Genomic DNA, 19,950 nt, shown 5'->3' on the forward strand with positions numbered 1-19,950 from the left:
TTCCTTCTCTTCGGATTCCACCCATGTCCCTCCTGAACTCCCGTCGCTTCTCCCTGGGCAGCCGCGGCCTGGCGCTGTGCGGCGCCGTGCTGCTCGCCACGGCCTGTGCCTCCACCTCGCCCACGGCCGACACGCGCGCTGCCGCTGCCGCCCCCACCGGCGCCCCCGTCAAGGTGAAGGTGTTCGTGGCCGCCATGTTCGAGATCGGCCAGAACACCGGCGACCGCGCCGGCGAGTTCCAGCACTGGTACGAGCGCTACTGGAAGGGCGCGACGCCCGTGGCCGTGCCCGGCGCGCTGCAGCCCGTGTACTGCAACGCCGACGGCGTGTGCGGCGCGGTGCTGGGCATGGGCAAGGTCAACTCGTCGTCGTCGATGCAGGCCATCCTGCTGAACCCGAAGTTCGACTTCTCGCAGGCCTACTACGTGATCTCCGGCGTGGCCGGCACGCCGCCCCAGCGCGGCACCATCGGCGAGGTGAGCTGGGCCACCTGGCTGGTCGACTACGACCTCGGCCACCGCTGGGCGCCCGAAGAGAACAAGCCCGGCGAACCCACCTTCATGCCGCGCAAGGGCTACGAGGAGTACCGCCGCTTCAAGCTCAACCCCGACCTCGTCGGCTGGGCCATGAAGCTGTCGGCCGACACGCCGCTCAAGGACGCGGAATCGGCGCGCAAGTACCGCCTGCGCTACCCCGACGCCGCCGCGCGCCGCGCCCCCTTCGTGGGCACCGGCACGCACATGACGGGCGACACCTTCTTCCACGGCCCCGGCATGTCGAAGCAGGCGCAGTACATCGCCAAGCTCTACGGCGCCGACGACTACGTGATCACCGAGATGGAGGCCGCCGCCATCACCCTCGTGATCAAGCGCACCCACGGCACCGACCGCGTGATGAGCCTGCGCGGCGCGGTCAACTTCGACCAGGGCCACCCGAAGGAAAGCACGCTGCAGCACCTGGACCCGGCACCGGGCGAGACGGCGGGCGGCTTTGCCGAGACGGTGGAGAACATCGCGCTGGTGGGCACGCGCGTGGTCGACCACATCGTGAAGAACTGGCCCACCTGGTCGGCAGGCGTGCCCAAGCCCTGAAGATCGTCAGGGCTGCAGCACGGGCTGCAGGTGCCACGTCACGTTGAAGTCGAAGGGCGTCCAGCGGCTCACCGTGACGCCCGCCTGCCGCAGGCCACGGCCGGTCCAGGTGTTGCAGGTCTCGAACAGGTGGTAGCTGCCCTGGGCTTCGTAGAAGGCATCGTCGCTCGCGTAGTGCGCACCTACAATCGGCACCGCGCGGCCTGAGGGCAGCGTGGCGCGCACATGGGCCACGAGCTGCGCGTACTGCGGCTGCGAGAGCGGCAGCTTGTAGGCCCCGCGCCGCAGCTGCGCGCGCTGCAGGTAGGTCACGTGCAGCAGCGAGCGGTTGCCGCCCGACAGCGCCCCGAAGGCGCGCGCGGCCGTCAGGTCGCCCCAGGTCGGCGTGTGCAGGTAGAACTCGCGGTCGCCCCAGCCGATGGCGACGAACTCGGCATCGGGCGGCGGTGCCTTGAAGTCGGACAGTGGAAAGAGCTGCAACCAGTCGATGGTGGCCGAGCGGACCGGAAACACCAGGTCGGTGTGCACGCCGTTGCTCAGCACCCAGGCCTCGACGGTCGCAGGCTCGGCCGGTGGTTTCGCGCTCGCCGGCAAGAAGACCAGCGCGCAAGCCACGGCCACATACAGCGTGATGGCGAGCAGCAATCCCAGCAGGGTGAGGGCGATGCGTCTCAGCCAGCGTCGGATCATGGTGGTGTCAGAAGAGCGAGGCCGTGGTCGCCACCGGCGCCCCGCTGCGAGCGTTGCCAGCGGGTGCCAGCGCCTCGGGGCTGCCGGCCTTGGCCAGTGCGCCCACGCGCACACCCAGCAGGCGCAGCGGCCGTTCCAGCGGCACGCGCTTCAAGCACTGCCCGCCGACCTGGCGGATGGTCTTGCCGTCGTCGGTGAAGCGGTCGATGGTCTGGTCGCGCGTGGCGATCTTGAAGTCGTCGTAGCGCAGCTTGATGCCGATGGTCTTGCCCACGTAGCCCTTGCGCTGCAGGTCTTCGGCCAGCTTCTCGCACAGGTGCGTGAAGATCGCGCCCAGCTCGGCGCGGTCGCGCACCGCGTGCAGGTCGCGCTCGAAGGTGGTCTCGCGGCTCATCGACACGGGCTCGCTCTCGGTCACCACGGGGCGGTTGTCGCGGCCCCAGGCCACCTCATGCATCCACGCGCCGGTGGCCTTGCCGAAGGTGTCGATGAGCCAGCCGCGCTCGCGTGCCGCCAGCTGGCCCACGGTCTCGATGCCGAAGCGCTTGAGCTTCTCGTCGGCCTTCGGGCCGATGCCGTTCACCTTGCGGCAGGGCAGGGGCCAGATGCGGCTTTCGAGGTCGTGCTCGTAGACCACCGAGATGCCGTTGGGCTTCTCGAACTCGCTGGCCATTTTTGCGATGAGCTTGTTGGGCGCCACGCCGATCGAGCAGGTCAGGCCCGTGGCGTCGAAGATCGATTTCTGGATCAGCCGCGCCAGCGAGCGCCCGCCGTCGCGCTGGCCGCCGGGCACGTCGGTGAAGTCGATGTACACCTCGTCCACGCCGCGGTCTTCCATGAGCGGCGCGATGTCCAGGATCACCTGCTTGAAGGTGCGCGAGAAGCGTCGGTACTCGTCGAAATCGACCGGCAGGATCAGCGCCTGTGGGCACAGCTTGGCGGCCTTCATGAGCCCCATGGCCGAGCCGATGCCGAACTGACGCGCGGGGTAGGTGGCGGTGGTGATCACGCCGCGCCCCGTGTAGTCCTTCAGGCGCGGAAAGGCCTCGATCGGAATGTCGGCCAGCGTGGCGCCCTCGGGCAGTTCGCGGATCGCCTCGTCGACGCGGCGACGTCCGCCGCCGATGACCACCGGCAGACCCTTGAGCTGCGGGTAGCGCAGCAACTCGACGGACGCGTAGAACGCGTCCATGTCGAGGTGGGCAATGCGGCGGATCGGAGGGGCCGGGGGCGGCGCGGGCTGGAAACTCACGGTGACAATTGTCTCGCTCTCCGGGCATGTTCGCCCGCCCCGGTGTCGCGTGCAAGAATGCGGCGGAATTTCAATCCCCACGCAGGTGGTGAACGGAAAGGAATGCACGATGGGTGACGACGAGGTGGAAGGCGGCCTGTCGGTCGCGCTGACGCCGGTGCAGATGGCGGCGGTGCTCGGCGGCGAAGACGTGCCCGAGTCGGCCAGCCTCAGCAACCGGCTCTGGGGCACGGCGGCGCTGATCGGCGGCGTGATCGAACTGGTCGGCGCCGGCGTGCTGTGCGTCGCACCCGAGCCCACCATGGCCAGCAAGGTCGGCTGCGTGGTGCTCGGCGCGCACGGCAGCGACGTCACCGCCACGGCCGCGCGCCAGATCTGGACCGGCCAGACGCAGCGCACTGCCACCGCACTCACGGCCGATGCCACCGCGCAGGCGCTGGGCGCCTCGCCCGAAACGGGCGCGCAGGTCGGGCTCGCGGTCGATGTGGCGGTGCCGCTTTTCGTGGCCGGCGGGCTGGCTGCATCGCGTGTGATCGCGGTGCGTGCGAGCCGCTTCAAGCTCGAGCCCGTGCGCCTCATCGAGCACGAGGGCATTGCGGGTTCGAAGGCCGGCGGCCACACCATCCGCGAGCACGTGGGCAAGTCGGCGCAGGAGCTGTTCGACCGCTTCGCGAAGAAGCCCAGCCTGCAGCGCTCGTCGTCGTTCTTCGACCTGGCCACCGCCGAGTCGGCCATCAGCCAGACCGTGCGCGCCAACGCCCGGGCCATTCGCGCGTGGTCGCGCTCCGCGGCGGTGGGCTCCAAGCCCGTGGCCTTCGAGCACGACATCGGCACCGTGGTCGGCATCGGCGTGCAGCGCGGCAGCACCGCCGTGAGCCAGCTCACCAAGGTGCGCGTGACGCTGAACATGCGCACGTACAACGGCAAGCCGTTCTACATCCTCACCGCCCATCCGTTCTGATTTTTCCTCACGACCCCACGATGCGATTCGAACTGATCGACCACCTCACCAAGGTCTACTTCGGCCAGGACGCCGACATCCTCTTCGGCGAAACCGGCGCCGAGATCATGGCCTCGTACCGCGAGTCGAGCACCGAGGCCGAGCTGGCCGCGCTGCGCGCCGAGATCGCCGACTACCTCGGTTCGCACGATGACCTCGAGGCGGCGTTTGCGCGCGACTTCTCGCGCGACTACATCCCTGAAGATTTCGGTACGCCGGCGAAACAGTTTCTCGACAGCGTGCTGGCCGCGGTGCAATAGCGGGTCGTCAGCGCGATTCGACCGTCACCAGCAGCGGCGAGTCGAACATCGCCACCGGCGAGATCACCGGCTCGTCCATCGGCACGGTGTCGCCGTAGCGCTCGCGCATCTTGGCGCGCACGGCCGGGTCGGCGAGGTTGAAGCTGCGGATCTTCTGCAGCTCGCCGATGCGCACGCCCAGCGCGCGGTCGTACAGCTTCCACACCAGTTCCGAGCAGTAGATGCGCGAATCCGACCATTCGAAGGTCAGGTCGTACGGGCGGCCCGCGAAGTCCGAGGTGCGCGCATGCAGGCGCGCGACGGCGCCGGGCGTGAGCCGCGTGCCGGCATCGCGCAGCCGCTTCACCACGTAGTGGCCACCGTTGCCGCGCGCCGTCCATTGCGCCAGCGGCGTGTAGCGCACCGTCGAGACCGCCTCGAACACGTAGGGTTTGCCCTCTCGCAGCAGCACGATGCCCATGTGGCTGTAGCGCGAGCCGGTGGCGCGCTGCACGGCCAGGCTTTGCGCCGAGCGCGAGGTGTGGAAGATGATGTCGCCGTCCTTCAGTGCGGTGGCCGCATGGCCTGCGCTGGCTGTCAGGAGGGTGAAAAGGGCAGACAACGACGCGGAAAGGGCTTTCGACATGCAGGGCATTTTGCGGGATGCCGCTTGCGCCCCGCGGCATGCCGGTGCCATGATCCGCGCCATATGCAAACCGTCGCCTCCATCCTCTGGCGCAGGCTCGATGCACCGGGCCACGATGCCTGCCGCCTCGAACGCAATGCCTCGGCCTGGCAGCTCGACGGCGCCGCGGTGTTCCGCACCGAGGGCGGACGCATCGCCCAGTTGCACTACCGCGTGCGCTGCGACCTGCTCTGGCACACGCAATGGGGCACCGTGCGCGGCTGGCTCGGCGAGTCGGCCATCGACCTGTCGATCACGCGCGACGCGCGCGGCCACTGGAAGCTCAACGACGAAGCCGTGTCCGACATGTCGCACTGCGTCGACCTCGACCTGGGCTTCACCCCCGCCACCAACCTGCTGCAGTTGCGCCGCCTGAACCTCGCGCCCGGCGAAAGCGCCGACGCACCGGCGGCCTGGGTCGACATCGAAGACGGCGGGCTCAGCGAGCTGATGCAGCGCTATGAACGGCGCAGCGACAGCTCGTACGCGTACGAGGCCAAGCGCTTCGATTACGCGGAGGTGTTGGGCGTCACGGCGGACGGGTTCGTGAGCGACTATCCGCGGCTCTGGCGCGCGGAGGACTGACCCGTTGACGGGAGTTGTCGGGCGCTGCGCCTGAACGCAGCGGCATGGGCTTTTTGAGTTTCGCCTTCAATGCAGCCACCGTGGTGCTGCTGATGGTCGGCGTCCTGGTTCTCGGCGTCGTTCTCTTTGGCGTCCGGGAGGTGCTGGCGGGGTGGATGGGCACTTCGCGGGCCGCCGACCGTTTTCGCAAGGTCACGAGCTACTTCACGTGGGGGACCTGCATTGCCGCGCTGGTGGGCGGCTTTGTTCTCTACGTGACGCGCGGGCCCGACCCCGCGGAACTTGAGCGAGGCATGGCCAAGCTCTTCACCTACCCGTCCAACCGCATCCGCATTGAACTGAACGCTGTCAGTGACGCGCAGCGCCAGGAATTGGTGCGCGCACTGCAGCCGCTGCTGAAGAGCACATCGCGCGAGTTCTACCAACGCGTCACCACGCGCCGCGGCGGTTACGACGTCGAGGCGACGCTGCCGAGCTACTACCGCCTGACTCCGGATCGCCTGGAGATCGCCACAGGCGAGAGCTTCGGCAACGGCAGGACGATCCCCGTGCTGTTCCCGCAGGTGCTGGCGCACGCGGCCAACGCCGCCACCGTGCCGGCGCTGCCTGCCGCGATCGACGCGCAGATCGTGGCGGGTGACCAGGCACCGGTCCCGTTGTCGCTGGTGTCGAAGACCGCCGAGCTGATGGTGCTCACGCGCCAGACGCTGCGGGGCACGCAACCCTTGCCCGCGCCCTGCCTGATGGCGATCCAGGCGCAGGTGCCCACGGATCACTTCGAGTGGCTCTTCGGGGCCGACCGGAACGGCCTGGGCAAGGACGTGCGCTTGCAGGTGAACGCCGTGCCCGGCGTGCTGCCGGCCGGCACGTACGAACTGCGGCAGCTGACGCTGCTGGGCTCCGAGCGCCGGCGCGTGCTCTGGGAACGCGCCGCCGCGCAGGGGCATGTCGCCGTGCAGCTGGGCCTGGCGCCTGTCGGCCTGCGCGAGAGCCCCGGCTGCGAGGCCCGCCTGCTCAAGCAGCTCGACCGCGCATGGACCGTGATGGCGTTGCGCAACGTGTCGCCCGCACTGGCCAGCGCGGTGAAGCAGGTCGACATCGAACAGCGCCCGTCACGCTTCAGCCCCTGGTACGCGGGCTTCGGCTGGGTGGCCGCGCAGCCTTAGTCGAACTGCGCCCGCGCCCCCGCCACCAGCGCGCGGTTGCGCCGCCGGTCTGCCGCGATCTCCTGCGCGAAGTCCTCGAGGCTCCCGCCGGCCGGCAGGTTGTAGGCCTCGCGCAGGCGCGCGCGCAGCGGGTCGCCTTGCAGCAGCCGGTTGATCTCGCCGTTGAGGCGCTGCACCACCGCCGCCGGTGTGCGCGCCGGCGCGAAGATGCCGAAGAGCGAATCGCGGTTCGCCTTCTCGTAGCCCAGCTCCGCGAGCGTGGGCACCGCAGGCAAGGCTTCGATGCGCGCGGGCGCGCCGACGGCCAGCGCCTGCAGCCGGCCGCTTTCGATGTACTGCAGCTGCTGCGCCGCGACGTTGGTCGACAGCACCTCGAACTGCCCGCCGAGCGCGTCGTTGAGCTGCGGGCCGCCGCCCTGGTAGGGGATGTGCGTGATGTCGGTGCGGCTTTGCAGGCGCACCTGCGCCAGCACCATGTGGCCGATGGTCGCCACGCCCGAGGTGGCCCAGCGCACCGCGCCGGGCTGGCGGCGCGCCAGCGCGATCAGTTCTGCAAAGCCGCGGCCCGCGAAGGCCGGCGTGCCCACGACCAGCACCGGCGTGCGCATCACGCTGGCCACGGGCACGAAGGCGCGCAGCGGGTCGTAGGGCGCACGCGCGAGCAGCGGGTGCAGGGTGAGCGGGCTGATGGCGGAAAAGGCCAGCGTGTGGCCGTCGGGCGTGGCGCGTGCGAGCGCATCCATGCCCAGGCTGCCGCCCGCACCGGCGCGGTGTTCGATGAGCACCGGCACGCCCAGCGACTGCGCCAGCGGCTCGGCCAGCGCGCGCGCCATGCCGTCGCTCACGCCGCCCGGCGGGTAGACCACGATCAGGCGCACGGGGCGGCTGGGCCAGGGCGACGAGGCGGCGTGCGACAGGTGCGGCAACGCGCACGCAGCCGCGAAGCCGATGCGTTGCAGGAAGTGGCGGCGCAACAGCGGCACGGTCATGCGGCAGCGTTTCCCTCGGCCAGCCCGCGCAGCAGCGCCGCGAAGTGCCGCGCCGGCAGGTTGTCTTCGTCGGCGCGCGACACCAGCGTGAGCGGCGCGTCGAGCTGGCCGCCGTCGGCCAGCCGCGTGTAGGCGATGGCGTGCGCGTGCACGCCGGTCATCGAGGTCGGCACCACCGACAGGCCGACGCCCGCGGCCACGAGGTTCAGGTTGGTCATCATGCGATCGACTTCGGCCACCACGCGCGGGCGCAGGCCCTGTGCGTGGCACAGTGCGAGCAGCTCGGCATAGAGGCCGGGCGCGCCCGGACGGCGCACGAGGATGATGCCTTCTTCGCAGAGTTTCGACAGCGACAGTGGCTTCGCCGGCTTCTTGCCATTTGCAGCAGTTGCAAAGCGGTGGTCGCTCGGCATCGCGACCCACACCGGCTCGCGCAGCAGCGTCTCGAACACCAGCCCCTCGGGCCGCGCCACGGGCACGCGCAGCAGGCCGCAGTGCAGCCGGCCCGCGGCCAGCGCCTCGGTGAGCTCGGCGGCGTTGTCCTCGCGCAGCTGCAGCTCCACGCCGGGGTGCGCGCGGCGAAAGGCGCGCAGCGCCTCGGGCATGAAGCGGTGCGCGGCGGCCGAGCTGGTGAAGCCGACCGCCAGCGTGCCGGTCTGGCCCTGGGCCACGCGCGCCATGCGCTGCTTCATGGCCTCCATGTCCTGCAGCATGCGCAGCGCCTCGGCCTGGAACAGCCGGCCGGCGTCGGTGAGCGCCACGCCGCGCGGATGGCGCTTGAACAGCAGCACGCCCAGCTCGCGCTCCAGCGCCTTGATCTGCAGGCTCAGCGGCGGCTGCTGGATGCCCAGCTGCTCGGCGGCGCGCGTCATGTGGCCGGTGCCGGCCACGGCCACGAAGTACCTCAGGGCGCGTATATCCATATGTTTTTTGTATTGAATAGGCCTTGTTATTTTATTTGACCCTAGGTCACACGGAATCTATCGTCCGGCCGCCCCTTCAAACAAGCCGCCCGCCGAGGCGGCATGCCGGAGACAAATCCATGCGCACACCGCGCCCTGCCTCGAAGTTTCGTGTCGTCGTTGCGCTGATCGGCGCGTCGTTGGTCCTGGCCGCCTGTGGTGGCGGCAGCGGGGGAGGAGGAAGCCCCGGCTTCTTCCTGCCGACCCCGCCGCCCGCCAGCGGCGACACCCCGCCCGCCGAGGAGCCGCCCGGCACTCCGCCCCCGCCCGTGCTGCCCGTCGTGGCCTGCGCCGACCTGGCCGGCAAAAGCCTGCCCGCCGCGCTGATCAGCCTGCCCACGCAGGGCGCCACCGTCACCAGCGCCACGCCCGTGGCCGCCGGCGACGCGGGCAACACGCTGGGCGACTATTGCCGCGTGCGCGGCACCATCGCGCCGGTGGACCCGGCTTCGCAGCTCATCCACTTCGCGGTCAACCTGCCCGAGCAGTGGAACCAGAAGACCATCCACTTCGGCGGCGGCGGCTTCGACGGCGTGCTCATCGACGGCACCGAGGTCATCCGTTTCGGCCCCGCCGGCAAGCCCGCGCCGCTGGCGCTGGGCTACGCCACCTACGGCGACGACTCGGGCCACCAGTCGAGCAGCATCACCGACGGCAAGTTCGCGACCAACGACGAGCAACTGGCCAACTACGGCGGCCAGTCGCTCAAGAAGACGCGCGACGTGGCGCAGGCGCTGGTGTTCGCGCGCTACGCAGTCAAGCCCAGGCACGCCTACTTCCTCGGCACCTCGACCGGCGGGCGCGACGCGCTCGGCTACATCCAGCGCTGGCCGCAGGACTACGACGGCGTGATCGCCAACGAGCCCGCGCTCAACTACACCGGCACGCGCCTGTCGAACGTGGCGGTGGGTCGCGCGCTGTACAACGACGGCGGCAAGGGCTGGCTCAACCTCACCGAGACGCTGCTGGTGCAGAAGGCCGCGATGCAGGCCTGCGACAAGCTCGACGGCGCGATCGACAACATCGTGAGCAATGTGGAGAGCTGCCGCCAGCTCAACACGCAGATCCTCGCGTCGCTGCGCTGCCCCAATGGCGCGGACACGGCGGACACCTGCCTGTCGGACGCGCAGATCGACACGGTGCACGCCATCGAATCGCCGCTCGAGTTCACGACGTACTCGCTGGCCAACGGCGTGAAGCGCGCGGGCGGCTACAACCTCCTCGAAGGTGCACTGGTGGCCGGCCCGTACACCACGCGCGACCTCGGCACGCGCAAGGTGCCGGGCAACCCTGCCACCTCGGCCGACGCCAACATGTACGTCACCGGCGACCAGTGGGTGAAGTTCTTCGTCACGCGCGATGCCGGTTTCGACACGCTCGCCTTCGATCCGCAGAACCCCGGCACGTACGCGGCGCGCGTGACCGAGGTGTCGAAGCTCACCGACGCGACCGACCCGAACCTCGCGCCCTTCTTCGCGCGCGGCGGCAAGCTGCTCATGCTGCACGGCCTGGCCGACGAGGTGATCAGCCCCAACTCGACCATCGACTACTACCGGCAGCTCGTCGCCACGCTGGGCCAGGCCGCGGTCACGCAGAACGTGCGCTTCTACACCGTGCCCGGCATGGGGCATGGCACGGGCAGCTTCATTCCCAACTGGGACTCGCTCGCGGCGCTCGAAGGCTGGGTCGAGGCCGGCCTGGCGCCCGCCACGCCCGTCGCGGTGGACGCCGTGGCCGGCAGCTACGGCCGCACGCGCCCGCTGTGCCAGTTTCCGTCGTGGCCCAAGTACCGCGGCAGCGGCAGCCTCGATGCGGCCGTCAACTTCAGCTGCGTGACCGAGGTCGGCGACCCGCTCGCCTGCCCCAACCTGCCGGCGAGCGCGACGCGCTACAAGGGCGGCAACAGCTTCGGCGAGGAACTGCAGGTGCAGATCGATCCAGCCACCATGGCCTACACCGTGACCATCGATGCCAGCCACGTACCCATGCGGGTCGGCACGCAGCGCGCCGGATCGCTCGTGTCGCAGGGCAGCTGCAGCTACACGAGCGGCGAGAGCGGGGCGGTGTTCAGCTTCGGGGCCGGCGGCGTGCTGCTGGGCGGCGTGAACCCGCCGAGCGGCAGCGGCTTCTCGCCGCTGGTGGCATTCCAGAACACCTTCCAGAACGTGTCGCCGTCGACGGACTTCCGCTCGGTGTCGCTGATCTTCAATGCGGCCGGCGTGGAACAGCTCGGCGCGGGTACCACGGCGGCGTTCTCGTCGGCGGGGCGGCTGCGCAATGCGGGCACCTTCCAGTTCTGCCGCAGCCCGGCGTCGAACAGCTTCATGACCTACGACCAGACCTGCAAGAACACCGAGAAGGGCTACCTCAGCTACAGCACGGCGCGCGGGGCCTTCGACATGTACACGACCTCGACCTCGTCGAGCGGCACCGCCGAGACCACCGGCGGCACGCTCACCGGCTCGGTGGTGATCGGGCTGGTCAACGGCGTATCGACGCCGCTCTACCTGCGCCGCGTGGCCACCGCCGTGCCGGCGGGCGACACCAGCAGCGGCGCGGCCACCGTCATCCAGCCGGGCCTGCGCCTGCTCGCGGTGCAGCAGACCCTCATGCCCGGCGCGGCCGACGGCAGCTATGCCATGGTCAGCGTGAAGGGCGAGAGCCGCGAAGCCACCGTGGTCGGCACTGCCTTCAACCTCGGCGGCGCAGCGGCCACGCTGGGCTACGACACGCCGGTGCTCGGCGTGGCGCAGGCCGGCGCCGGCCGGCCGGGCCATCTCATCTTCAACAGCGGCGTCGTGGGCTTCGTCTCCACCGACGGGGCGAACGCGACGCTGGACCTCGGAGTACGCCATTGAAAAAATACCTCTCGCAACTTGCTGCATTCGCTTGGCTGGGTGCCGCGCCGCTGCTGTCCGCGCACGCGGCACCCGCCACCGCGCCGAAGCCCACGGCCTGCCCGTCGCCCGTGCCGGAGAGCGCGCGCTGCTACACCGGTGAAGACGGCGCGGGCTCGTTCTACTGGATCGCCATTCCCAAAGACTGGCAGCGCGGCGTGCTCGTGATGCACGCGCACGGCGGCCCCGAGACCGGCGCGCCCAAGCTCGCGCGCAGCGAGGAAGACCTGAAGCGCTGGGCCATCACCGTGAAGGCCGGCTATGCCTGGGCGGGCTCCACCTACCGGCGCGGCGGCTACGGCGTGACGATGGCGGCCGAAGACACCGAGCGGCTGCGCCAGATCGTCGTGCGCCACTTCGGCCAGCCCCAGCGCACGCTGCTGCATGGGCAGAGCTACGGCGCGGGCGTGGCGGCGAAGGCGGCCGAGCTCTATGCGCCGGTGGGCGATGCGAAGTCGCCGTACGACGGCCTGCTGCTCACCAGCGGCGTGCTCGGCGGCGGCAACAGCGCCTACGACTTCCGGCTCGACCTGCGCGTGGTCTACCAGTACGTCTGCCGCAACCATCCGAAGCCCGACGAGCCGCAGTACCCGCTGTGGATGGGCCTGCCGATGGATGCGAAGCTCACGCGCGCGGACCTCGCGGCGCGCGTCAAGGACTGCACCGGCGTCGGCACGCCGGCCGCGCAGCGCACGCCCGAGCAGGCAGCGCGGCTGAAGACCATCCTGTCGGTCGTGAAGATTCCCGAGCGCTCGCTCGTCGGCCACCTCAACTGGGCGACGTGGCTGTTCCAGGACCTCGTGCAGCAGCGCCTGAAGGGCCGCAACCCCTTCGGCAACATCGGTGTGGTCTACAGCGGCTCGGCCGACGATGCGGCGCTCAATGCCGGCGTGCTGCGCTACGCGGCCGACCCGCAGGCCCAGGGCGCGCTCGCGGCCGACAGCCAGCCCACGGGCCGCACCTCGCTGCCCACCGTGGGCCTGCATGCCATCGACGACCCCACGGCGTTTGTCGAACTCGAGAACGCCTACCGCCGCATCCGCGACGCGGCGGGCACCGGCGGGCATCTGGTGCAGAGCTTCAGCGCCGAGCGCGAGCACAGCTACCTCAGCGATTCGGAATACCCCGCGCTCTTCGGCGCGCTGCTCGACTGGATCGACAAGGGCGAGAAGCCCACGCCGCAGAGCCTGGCGCAGCGCTGTGCTTCGCTCATGCCGCGCTACGACACCGACGGAAAGAACGGCTGCCACATCCAGCCGGAGTGGCAACCCCCCACGCTCGAAAGCCGCGTGCCTTCGCGCGCCCCCTGAATTTCTTTTTGACCTTGACGGAGACTCTGATGAAAAAACTGTTCGTCCTCGTGGCGGTGACTCTTGCGGTGTGCGCCCACGCGCAAGACTTCCCCGCGGGCAAGCCCGTGACCATCGTCGTGCCCTTCGCGGCCGGCGGCCCGACCGACCGCGTGGCGCGCGACCTCGCCGAGGCGCTGCGCAAGCCGCTGGGCGGCGCCAGCGTCATCATCGACAACGTGCCCGGCGCGGGCAGTTCCATCGGCGCGGCCAAGGTCGCGCGCGCCAACCCCGACGGCTACACGCTGCTGCTCAACCACATCGCGATGGCGACCGTGCCGACGCTGGTGCGCAACGTGCCATTCAAGGTCGAGACCGACTTCGAGTACCTGGGCATCGTCAACGACGTGCCCATGACGCTCATCGCCAAGCCCAGCCTGCCGGCCACCAACTACAAGGAACTGACCGCCTGGATCGCCGCCAACAAGGGCAAGATCAACCTGGGCAACGCGGGCATCGGCTCGGCCTCGCACCTGTGCGGTTTGCTCTACCAGAGCGCCACGAAGACCGAGATGACGCCCGTGCCCTACAAGGGCACGGCACCCGCCATCACCGACCTGATCGGCGGCCAGATCGACCTCCTGTGCGACCAGAGCACCAACACCTCGCCGCAGATCGAAGCGAAGAAGGTCAAGGCCTATGCCGTGACCACGCCCAAACGCCTGACCACGCCGCTCTTGAAAGACCTGCCCACGCTCGACGAGGCCGGCCTGAAGAACTTCCAGGTGACGATCTGGCACGGCCTGTACGCGCCCAAGGGCACGCCCGCGCCGGTGCTCAAGAAGATCAGCGACGCGCTGAAGGCGGCACTGAAAGATGCGGACTTCATCAAGCGCGAGGAAGCACTCGGCGCCGTGGTCGCCGCCGATGGTCGCATCGAGCCCGAGGGGCACAAGAAGTTCGTGGCGGCGGAGATTGCGAAGTGGAGTCCGATCATCAAGGCGGCGGGGGTGTACGCGGACTGAGGTTGTCGGCCGGGGTCAGCCGCCTTGCGATCGGGAGGGGCTGGCCGTACGACCTCACCCCAACCGCATCGACAACTCCACATCACCGCCGAACGGCACCGACAGATACCCGCTGTCAGGCGAGCGCACGTGCGCCAGGTACTCCGGGCTGTGGTCGGCGTTGTCTGCCACGATCAGCGCGCCCGGCCGCAGGCGCGACTCGACCAGCGCCAGCACGTCAGGGTAGAGCGCCTTCGCGCCATCGAGCAGCAAGAGGTCGATGGAGGCTGGCAGGTCGACGGCCAGCGTCTGCAGCGCATCGCCTTCGCGGATCTCGACCAGGTCGGCCACGCCGCCTTCGGCCAGGTGCGCGCGGGCCCTGGCGACTTTCGAGGGTTCGAACTCGCTGCCGATCAGGCGGCCGCCGCCGTTGTCGCGCAGCGCCGCGGCCATGTACAGGGTGGACAGGCCGAAGGAGGTGCCGAACTCCACGATGTGACGCGCGTTCGTGCTGCGCGCCAGCTGGTACAGCAGCACGCCGGTCTCGCGCGACACCGGCAGCCACACATCCTTGAGCCGGCTGTAGAGCGCGATGTACTCGGTCTTGCTGCGCATCAGCCGGTGGCGTTCCTCTGGGCTGACGTCGGCGATGGCCGGGCTGGTGGCCGCGCTGGCCTCCTGGAACAGGCGGTCCAGCAAGGGCGCCAGGGGTGCGGTGGTCAAGGTGGTCACGGGGTTCTTTCGTGTGAAAAGCAGATGGGAAATACTATGAAGAACCCTTCATGTTTTCCATTCGCGTTCCGCAGCGCTCCTATGACCGATCGTCGAAGCACCCCGATCTCCTCTCGCAGGCAGCCCAAGCAGGCGCGCTCGGCCGACCTTCTTGGGGCCATTCTTCAGGCAGCTATTCAGGTTTTGGCGAAAGAAGGCGTGCGCCGATTCACGACGACGCGCGTCGCCGAAAGGGCGGGCGTGAGCGTCGGATCGGTCTACCAATACTTCCCGAACAAGGCGTCGATCCTGTTCCGTCTGCAGAGCGATGAATGGCGGCAGACCACGGAGTTGATGCGCGGCATCCTCGGGGACACGCAGCGTCCTGCACTCGAGCGCCTGCGCCTGCTGACGCATGCGTTCGTCCGCTCCGAATGCGAAGAGGCCGATGTGCGAACTGCGCTCGACGATGCCGCGCCGTTCTACCGCGACGCACCCGAGGCACAAGAGGTGCGCGCCGCCGGCGACGAGATCGTCCGCGTGTTCATGCAGCAGGCGCTGCCAGCGGCTTCCGATGCCACGCGTGCGATGGCGGGTGACCTGATCGTGGCGACGCTCAGCGCCGTGGGGAAAGAATTCTCGGAGCGCCCCCGCACCGACGCCGAGATCGAGGCCTGGGCGGACGCGATGGCCGACATGTTCTGCGTCTACATGGACAGCCTGGCCACGCTCAGCAACGAAAACGGACCCCGAAGGGTCCGTGGCCAGAAAGACTGAAACCTGCGTTACTTGGGCAAGTAAATCATCTTCGTCACCAGCATCGACGACTTCGAATCGCCGCCCTTCAGCAGCTGGCCGCGATACGGGCCTTCGGCAGCGAGCCAGAACTCCCTCGTGGCTTCCTTGACGATCACCGAGGCACCCACCGTGATCTTGAGCGAGAGCTTGCAGGTATTGAACGTGCCCAGGGGCGTTTCCAGCTGCTCCCGGCCGTGGTAGGTGAGCTCGCCCCTCGCGGGCAACGAGACCGTCGCGCCGTTGCTGCGGCCATTGAGGACCGAGGTCTTTGCCGCCGTGGATTGTTGGCTCACGACCTGTCCGGGTGCCATGTCGACCGGGAACGCGAACGGCGGCGTGAAGGTCTGGGACACCGTGTTGACCTGCTCCAGCGCGTAGCCGGCCGGAAGCGAAGGCGCCATCGACGGATCGATCTTGCTCTTGTACGTGGTCGATTTTCCGTAGAGCAGGAAGCTGCCGTTCACGAGGTCCTTGTATTCCTTCTTGACGGTGCTTTGCTGGAACTGCGGATAGCTGAAGTTTTCCGAACCCACGTTCACCGCGATCGGATTCGCGCCGCCAAATGCCTCGCGGGCTTCGATCACTGCCTTTCTGCTGAAGGAGGGCGTCGCCGGATTCACGCCGGGCTTGACGGCCTCGAACGCGACCAGCGTGCCTTCGCGGAAGTCGGCCTCGTTGAAGCAAGGCCCCGAAGTGTCCGACACGGGGGCCGGTGCCGGTGCAGGAGCTGGCGGCGGGGCGGGCTCCGTGACGGGCAAGAGGGGAAAGGCGGGTACACCACCACCGCCTCCTCCGCCACCGCCGCATGCGGAAACCGCTGCGACTGCGGCAACGATTGCGAGCAATCGCGCGCTCGAAATGTTGATGGAACGTGCTTTTTTCAAGATTCCTCCCTGTTGTTGACCGCAGATTATTGGAGGGCGATCTTGTGCGTTCGAACGAGGTGTGTACTTGGTTTGCAGTTGACCTTTCTTGGTTGGGAAATAAGTCACACAAGCATGTGAAGGCCCTGTGAGCAGGCCTCAGCGCCGGAAAGGCGCGACGCGCTCAATGGTCGTGATGCAGGTAGCTCGCCTGCCTCGGCAACCGCAAGCTCACCAGGAACGCGATCACCATCATCGCGCTCACGTACCAGAAGAACGCCGACTCGTGGCCCAGCGACTTGAGCCCCAGCGCCACGTACTCGGCCGATCCGCCGAAGATCGCATTCGCCACTGCATAGGCCAGCCCGACGCCCAGAGCGCGCACCTCGGGAGGGAACATCTCGGCCTTCACGATGCCGCTGATCGAGGTGTAGAAGCTCACGATGGCCAGCGCCGCGATGATCAGCACGAAGGCCAGCACCGGGCTCGTCGTGTGCTGCAGTGCCGTGAGGATCGGCACGGTGGCCAGCGCGCCCAGGCCGCCGAACAGCAGCATGTTGTTGCGCCGGCCGATGCGGTCCGACAGCGCACCGAACAGCGGCTGCATGCACATGTAGACGAAGAGCGCGCCCGTCATCACGTAGCTCGCCGTCTTGATCGGCAGGTGCACGGTGTTCACCAGGTACTTCTGCATGTAGGTGGTGAAGGTGTAGAAGATCAACGAGCCGCCGGCCGTGTAGCCCAGCACGGTGAGGAAGGCCGGCGTGTGGTGCTTGAAGAGCCCGGCCATGCTGCCGGCCTCCTTGTTGGCCTTGGCCTCGGCGCTTTGCGTTTCGTGCAGCGTGCGGCGCAGCAGCAGCGCGACCACGGCGGCAATGGCGCCGATCACGAAGGGAATGCGCCAGCCCCAGGCCTTGAGCTCGGCCTCGTCGAGCAGCTGCTCGAGCACCACGATGACCAGCACCGCGAGCAGTTGGCCGCCGATGAGCGTGACGTACTGGAACGACGAGAAGAAGCCGCGCTGCCCGCGCAGCGCCACCTCGCTCATGTAGGTGGCGGTGGTGCCGTATTCGCCGCCCACCGACAGGCCCTGGAACAGGCGGCACACCAGCAGCAGGAAGGGCGCCCAGGCACCGATCTGCGCATAGGTGGGCAGGCAGGCGATGACGAGCGAGCCGGCGCACATCATGGTCACCGAGATCAGCATCGAGGTCTTGCGCCCGAGCCGGTCGGCCACGCGGCCGAAGAGCCAGCCGCCGATGGGCCGCATCAGGAAGCCGGCCGCGAACACGCCGGCGGTATTCAGCAGCTGTGCGGTGGGGTCCGACTTGGGGAAGAAGGCCGGCGCGAAGTACAACGCCGAGAACGCATACACGTAGAAGTCGAACCACTCGACCAGGTTGCCGGAAGAGGCCGCCATGATCGCGAAGACGCGGTGGCGTTTTTCTTCGGCCGTGTAGTGCGGGAGGGACGAGGAGGCCGCGAGGCCTCCCTGGGTCGGGTTGACTGCGCTCATGGTGCCTTCTTGCGGCCCGAAGGCCTGTTGTTGTGGCCCGACCATTCTGCGTCGCGATGCGGGGGTGGCGTGTCAGCCGACGCCGCATCGGCCTGCCCCCGACGGGGTCTTCAGGCGCCTGTCAGAACGTGCCCGGCAGCAATGATGGACAGCACTGCGCTCGTTGACGAACGGGTGCTCAAGATGCTTGACGACGGTGTATGGCCGCCAGACGACAAGAGTGAGGCACTGTTAAAACGGGCGTCCTCGATTGAACATACCCTTGAAAAGGGCCACTGCCCGCGAGCGGGAAATCATGAGCACAACTGAATCGACATTCGACCTGAACGCAATGCATAGGCCCGGACACGCCCGTCGGCCTCCCCTGCCTCCGATCGTGCGAGTACCGGTGGCAGTGAGGCCGTCGGGGAGGCGCCTGCTGGTACTCCTGGGGCTGAGCGGTTGCGTGCTGATGTCCGCCTGCGGCGAGGACAAGATTCCTGTGGAGGTGACCGGCTACAACCACATGAGCGACGAAAGCGTCATCGGGTTCACGGTCAACGGTGCCAGTGGGCCCAACATGGCGCCTCAATCGGGGGGCACCAGTTTCAATTGCTGCGTCAAGGTTCCAAAGGAGTGGCAACCTGGAATGAAGGCGCGTGTGACGTGGGCCTACGGCAGCGGCCCACCCGGCTCGCGGCCTGCGCCACCGCCGCAGGAGGCGGAGGTGGAAATTCCGAAATACTCCCGCGAGAGTTTCGGCAGCGTGCAAGTTCACTTCTACGCGAATCACCGCGTCAAGTTGCTGGTTTCCAAGTTCGGCATCGAGAGTCCGTGCAGTGTTTTCCCCGAGGCTGACAAGGCCCCTTGGGAAACCAGCAAGGACCTGACCGAGTACTACACCCGCGGCAAGGGAAAGAGCGAGGCTTGCGAAGGTCTGCGCACATCGACGAGGACACCATAGGCGCCGTCGAAGCAGCGCACAACCCGGAGTTCGAGGACACGCTGCTCAACAGCACGCATTAGTGCCCGCGAACGAGGTCGCCAGATGCCGGGGTCTTCAGCCGCCCCTCAGAACGTCCCCGGCAACAGGATGTCCGACTTCACATCGTCGATCTGCGTGCGACCGCAGAAGGCCATCGTGATGTCCAGTTCCTTGTGGATGATCTGCAGCGCGCGCGTCACGCCTTCCTGGCCGTAGGCGCCCAGGCCGTACAGGAAGCTGCGGCCGATCAGCGTGCCGCGCGCGCCCAGGGCGCGGGCCTTGAGCACGTCTTGTCCGCTGCGCACACCGCCGTCCATCCACACCTCGATCTGGCTGCCCACGGCGTCGGCGATGGCCGGCAGCGCGGCGATGGAGGAGGGCGCGCCGTCGAGCTGGCGCCCGCCATGGTTCGAGACGATGAGCGCGTCGGCGCCGCTGGCCACGGCCAGGCGCGCGTCTTCCTCGTCCATGATGCCCTTGAGGATCAGCTTGCCGCCCCAGCGCTTCTTGATCCATTCGACGTCCGCCCAGCTCAGGGCCGGGTCGAACTGTTCGGCGGTCCACGACGACAGCGACGACAGGTCTTTCACGCCCTTGGCGTGGCCGGCGATGTTGCCGAAGGTGCGGCGCTTGGTGCCCAGCATGCCCATGCACCAGCGCGGCTTGGTCGCCAGGTTGATGAGGTTCTTGATCGTGGGCTTGGGCGGCGTGGACAGACCGTTCTTGATGTCCTTGTGGCGCTGGCCGAGGATCTGCAGGTCGAGCGTGAGCTGCAGCGCCGACACGTTGGCGGCCTTGGCGCGGTCGATCAGGCGTTCGATGAAGTCGCGGTCCTTCATCACGTAGAGCTGGAACCAGAAGGGGTGGCGGTCGGTGTGCTCGGCGATGTCTTCCAGCGAGCAGATGCTCATGGTCGAGAGCGTGAACGGAATGCCGAAGGCCTTGGCCGCGCGCGCGCCCAGGATTTCGCCGTCGGCGTGCTGCATGCCGGTCAGGCCCGTGGGCGCGATGGCCACGGGCATGGCCACTTCCTGGCCGATCATGGTGGTGCGGGTGGAGCGGCCCTCCATGTTCACGGCCACGCGCTGGCGCAGCTTGATCTTTTGAAAATCGCTCTCGTTGGCGCGGTAGGTGCCCTCGGTCCAGGCGCCGGAGTCGGCGTAGTCGTAGAACATCTTCGGCACGCGCCGCTGGGCGATCGCCCGCAGGTCTTCGATGCAGGTGATCTTGGAAAGGTCGGGCACGGGGG

General features: G+C 68.4%; 19 protein-coding genes. 10 read left to right on the forward strand and 9 right to left on the reverse strand.

The window, feature by feature from the left end; genetic code table 11:
- The first annotated feature begins 23 nt into the window (after positions 1 to 23).
- A complete protein-coding gene (locus ACAM52_RS02555) occupies positions 24 to 1,091 on the forward strand; it encodes a purine nucleoside permease (RefSeq protein WP_369646029.1) in 1,068 nt (355 codons plus the stop codon).
- A 6-nt stretch (positions 1,092 to 1,097) separates the two neighbouring features.
- On the opposite strand, the gene ACAM52_RS02560 is transcribed toward ACAM52_RS02555, so the two are convergent.
- The gene (locus tag ACAM52_RS02560; protein ID WP_369646030.1) at positions 1,098 to 1,781 is read right to left on the reverse strand and encodes a TIGR02117 family protein; all 684 of its coding nucleotides are present in this window, start codon (positions 1,779 to 1,781) and stop codon (positions 1,098 to 1,100) included.
- Positions 1,782 to 1,788: 7 nt separating this feature from the next.
- A complete protein-coding gene (dinB, locus tag ACAM52_RS02565; protein WP_369647689.1) occupies positions 1,789 to 2,973 on the reverse strand; it encodes a DNA polymerase IV in 1,185 nt (394 codons plus the stop codon).
- Between the two features lie 169 nt (positions 2,974 to 3,142).
- On the opposite strand from dinB, the gene ACAM52_RS02570 reads away from it, so the two are divergent.
- Positions 3,143 to 3,994, forward strand: coding sequence for an RNase A-like domain-containing protein (locus ACAM52_RS02570; RefSeq protein WP_307694881.1), 852 nt, complete (start codon positions 3,143 to 3,145; stop codon positions 3,992 to 3,994).
- Positions 3,995 to 4,014: 20 nt separating this feature from the next.
- Complete coding sequence (locus ACAM52_RS02575) at positions 4,015 to 4,293, forward strand: contact-dependent growth inhibition system immunity protein (RefSeq protein ID WP_159275572.1); 279 nt, start codon at positions 4,015 to 4,017, stop codon at positions 4,291 to 4,293.
- Between the two features lie 7 nt (positions 4,294 to 4,300).
- Here ACAM52_RS02575 and ACAM52_RS02580 read toward each other — a convergent pair whose 3' ends face one another.
- Positions 4,301 to 4,894, reverse strand: a complete 594-nt coding sequence (locus tag ACAM52_RS02580; protein WP_369646031.1) for a YiiX family permuted papain-like enzyme — start codon at positions 4,892 to 4,894, stop codon at positions 4,301 to 4,303.
- Between the two features lie 87 nt (positions 4,895 to 4,981).
- On the opposite strand from ACAM52_RS02580, the gene ACAM52_RS02585 reads away from it, so the two are divergent.
- Positions 4,982 to 5,542 carry a putative glycolipid-binding domain-containing protein gene (locus tag ACAM52_RS02585; RefSeq protein ID WP_369646032.1) on the forward strand — a complete coding sequence of 187 codons (561 nt, stop codon included), beginning with the start codon at positions 4,982 to 4,984 and terminating at the stop codon, positions 5,540 to 5,542.
- A gap of 44 nt (positions 5,543 to 5,586) precedes the next feature.
- Positions 5,587 to 6,708, forward strand: a complete 1,122-nt coding sequence (locus tag ACAM52_RS02590; RefSeq protein ID WP_369646033.1) for a hypothetical protein — start codon at positions 5,587 to 5,589, stop codon at positions 6,706 to 6,708.
- Here ACAM52_RS02590 and ACAM52_RS02595 read toward each other — a convergent pair.
- On the reverse strand, positions 6,705 to 7,697 hold the full coding sequence (locus tag ACAM52_RS02595; RefSeq protein WP_369646034.1) for a Bug family tripartite tricarboxylate transporter substrate binding protein: 993 nt from the start codon (positions 7,695 to 7,697) through the stop codon (positions 6,705 to 6,707). The two genes, ACAM52_RS02590 and ACAM52_RS02595, sit on opposite strands and share 4 nt — an antisense overlap.
- The gene (locus tag ACAM52_RS02600) at positions 7,694 to 8,620 is read right to left on the reverse strand and encodes a LysR family transcriptional regulator (RefSeq protein WP_056572218.1); all 927 of its coding nucleotides are present in this window, start codon (positions 8,618 to 8,620) and stop codon (positions 7,694 to 7,696) included. Before ACAM52_RS02600 ends, ACAM52_RS02595 begins: the two co-directional genes overlap by 4 nt.
- 119 nt (positions 8,621 to 8,739) lie before the next feature.
- Here ACAM52_RS02600 and ACAM52_RS02605 point away from each other — a divergent pair, with 119 nt between their 5' ends.
- The 3 genes from ACAM52_RS02605 to ACAM52_RS02615 are packed head-to-tail and all read left to right on the forward strand — an operon-like array spanning position 8,740 to position 13,870.
- Positions 8,740 to 11,517 (forward strand): tannase/feruloyl esterase family alpha/beta hydrolase, encoded by a 2,778-nt coding sequence (locus tag ACAM52_RS02605; protein ID WP_369646035.1) that lies wholly within the window; start codon positions 8,740 to 8,742, stop codon positions 11,515 to 11,517.
- A complete protein-coding gene (locus tag ACAM52_RS02610) occupies positions 11,514 to 12,866 on the forward strand; it encodes an alpha/beta hydrolase family protein (RefSeq protein ID WP_369646036.1) in 1,353 nt (450 codons plus the stop codon). Before ACAM52_RS02605 ends, ACAM52_RS02610 begins: the two co-directional genes overlap by 4 nt.
- Before the next feature lie 29 nt (positions 12,867 to 12,895).
- Complete coding sequence (locus ACAM52_RS02615) at positions 12,896 to 13,870, forward strand: tripartite tricarboxylate transporter substrate-binding protein (protein WP_369646037.1); 975 nt, start codon at positions 12,896 to 12,898, stop codon at positions 13,868 to 13,870.
- Between the two features lie 54 nt (positions 13,871 to 13,924).
- Here ACAM52_RS02615 and ACAM52_RS02620 read toward each other — a convergent pair whose 3' ends face one another.
- On the reverse strand, positions 13,925 to 14,581 hold the full coding sequence (locus ACAM52_RS02620; RefSeq protein WP_369646038.1) for an O-methyltransferase: 657 nt from the start codon (positions 14,579 to 14,581) through the stop codon (positions 13,925 to 13,927).
- An 81-nt stretch (positions 14,582 to 14,662) separates the two neighbouring features.
- On the opposite strand from ACAM52_RS02620, the gene ACAM52_RS02625 reads away from it, so the two are divergent.
- Positions 14,663 to 15,337 (forward strand): TetR family transcriptional regulator, encoded by a 675-nt coding sequence (locus ACAM52_RS02625; RefSeq protein WP_369646039.1) that lies wholly within the window; start codon positions 14,663 to 14,665, stop codon positions 15,335 to 15,337.
- A gap of 8 nt (positions 15,338 to 15,345) precedes the next feature.
- Here ACAM52_RS02625 and ACAM52_RS02630 read toward each other — a convergent pair whose 3' ends face one another.
- Together ACAM52_RS02630 and ACAM52_RS02635 are read right to left on the reverse strand one after the other, a co-directional pair.
- Positions 15,346 to 16,242, reverse strand: coding sequence for a hypothetical protein (locus tag ACAM52_RS02630; protein WP_369646040.1), 897 nt, complete (start codon positions 16,240 to 16,242; stop codon positions 15,346 to 15,348).
- A 163-nt stretch (positions 16,243 to 16,405) separates the two neighbouring features.
- A complete protein-coding gene (locus ACAM52_RS02635) occupies positions 16,406 to 17,737 on the reverse strand; it encodes an MFS family transporter (protein ID WP_369646041.1) in 1,332 nt (443 codons plus the stop codon).
- Positions 17,738 to 18,188: 451 nt separating this feature from the next.
- Between ACAM52_RS02635 and ACAM52_RS02640 the strand changes: the two genes are divergently transcribed.
- Positions 18,189 to 18,680 (forward strand): DUF3304 domain-containing protein, encoded by a 492-nt coding sequence (locus ACAM52_RS02640; protein ID WP_369647690.1) that lies wholly within the window; start codon positions 18,189 to 18,191, stop codon positions 18,678 to 18,680.
- 107 nt (positions 18,681 to 18,787) lie between these two features.
- On the opposite strand, the gene ACAM52_RS02645 is transcribed toward ACAM52_RS02640, so the two are convergent.
- Positions 18,788 to 19,945, reverse strand: a complete 1,158-nt coding sequence (locus ACAM52_RS02645; RefSeq protein WP_369646042.1) for an L-lactate dehydrogenase — start codon at positions 19,943 to 19,945, stop codon at positions 18,788 to 18,790.
- Positions 19,946 to 19,950: the final 5 nt, after the last annotated feature.

The sequence above is a fragment of the Variovorax sp. V118 genome (genome assembly GCF_041154445.1).
Classification (GTDB): Bacteria; Pseudomonadota; Gammaproteobacteria; order Burkholderiales; family Burkholderiaceae_C; genus Variovorax; species Variovorax boronicumulans.

What these genes read in the sequence shown, in the direction of transcription:
- ACAM52_RS02555 (WP_369646029.1), top strand. Translation starts at nt 24, where the DNA reads ATGTCCCTCCTGAACTCCCGTCGCTTCTCCCTGGGCAGCCGCGGCCTG.
- ACAM52_RS02560 (WP_369646030.1), bottom strand. Translation starts at nt 1,781, where the DNA reads ATGATCCGACGCTGGCTGAGACGCATCGCCCTCACCCTGCTGGGATTG.
- dinB (WP_369647689.1), bottom strand. Translation starts at nt 2,973, where the DNA reads ATGGACGCGTTCTACGCGTCCGTCGAGTTGCTGCGCTACCCGCAGCTC.
- ACAM52_RS02570 (WP_307694881.1), top strand. Translation starts at nt 3,143, where the DNA reads ATGGGTGACGACGAGGTGGAAGGCGGCCTGTCGGTCGCGCTGACGCCG.
- ACAM52_RS02575 (WP_159275572.1), top strand. Translation starts at nt 4,015, where the DNA reads ATGCGATTCGAACTGATCGACCACCTCACCAAGGTCTACTTCGGCCAG.
- ACAM52_RS02585 (WP_369646032.1), top strand. Translation starts at nt 4,982, where the DNA reads ATGCAAACCGTCGCCTCCATCCTCTGGCGCAGGCTCGATGCACCGGGC.
- ACAM52_RS02590 (WP_369646033.1), top strand. Translation starts at nt 5,587, where the DNA reads ATGGGCTTTTTGAGTTTCGCCTTCAATGCAGCCACCGTGGTGCTGCTG.
- ACAM52_RS02595 (WP_369646034.1), bottom strand. Translation starts at nt 7,697, where the DNA reads ATGACCGTGCCGCTGTTGCGCCGCCACTTCCTGCAACGCATCGGCTTC.
- ACAM52_RS02600 (WP_056572218.1), bottom strand. Translation starts at nt 8,620, where the DNA reads ATGGATATACGCGCCCTGAGGTACTTCGTGGCCGTGGCCGGCACCGGC.
- ACAM52_RS02605 (WP_369646035.1), top strand. Translation starts at nt 8,740, where the DNA reads ATGCGCACACCGCGCCCTGCCTCGAAGTTTCGTGTCGTCGTTGCGCTG.
- ACAM52_RS02615 (WP_369646037.1), top strand. Translation starts at nt 12,896, where the DNA reads ATGAAAAAACTGTTCGTCCTCGTGGCGGTGACTCTTGCGGTGTGCGCC.
- ACAM52_RS02625 (WP_369646039.1), top strand. Translation starts at nt 14,663, where the DNA reads ATGACCGATCGTCGAAGCACCCCGATCTCCTCTCGCAGGCAGCCCAAG.
- ACAM52_RS02635 (WP_369646041.1), bottom strand. Translation starts at nt 17,737, where the DNA reads ATGAGCGCAGTCAACCCGACCCAGGGAGGCCTCGCGGCCTCCTCGTCC.
- ACAM52_RS02640 (WP_369647690.1), top strand. Translation starts at nt 18,189, where the DNA reads ATGTCCGCCTGCGGCGAGGACAAGATTCCTGTGGAGGTGACCGGCTAC.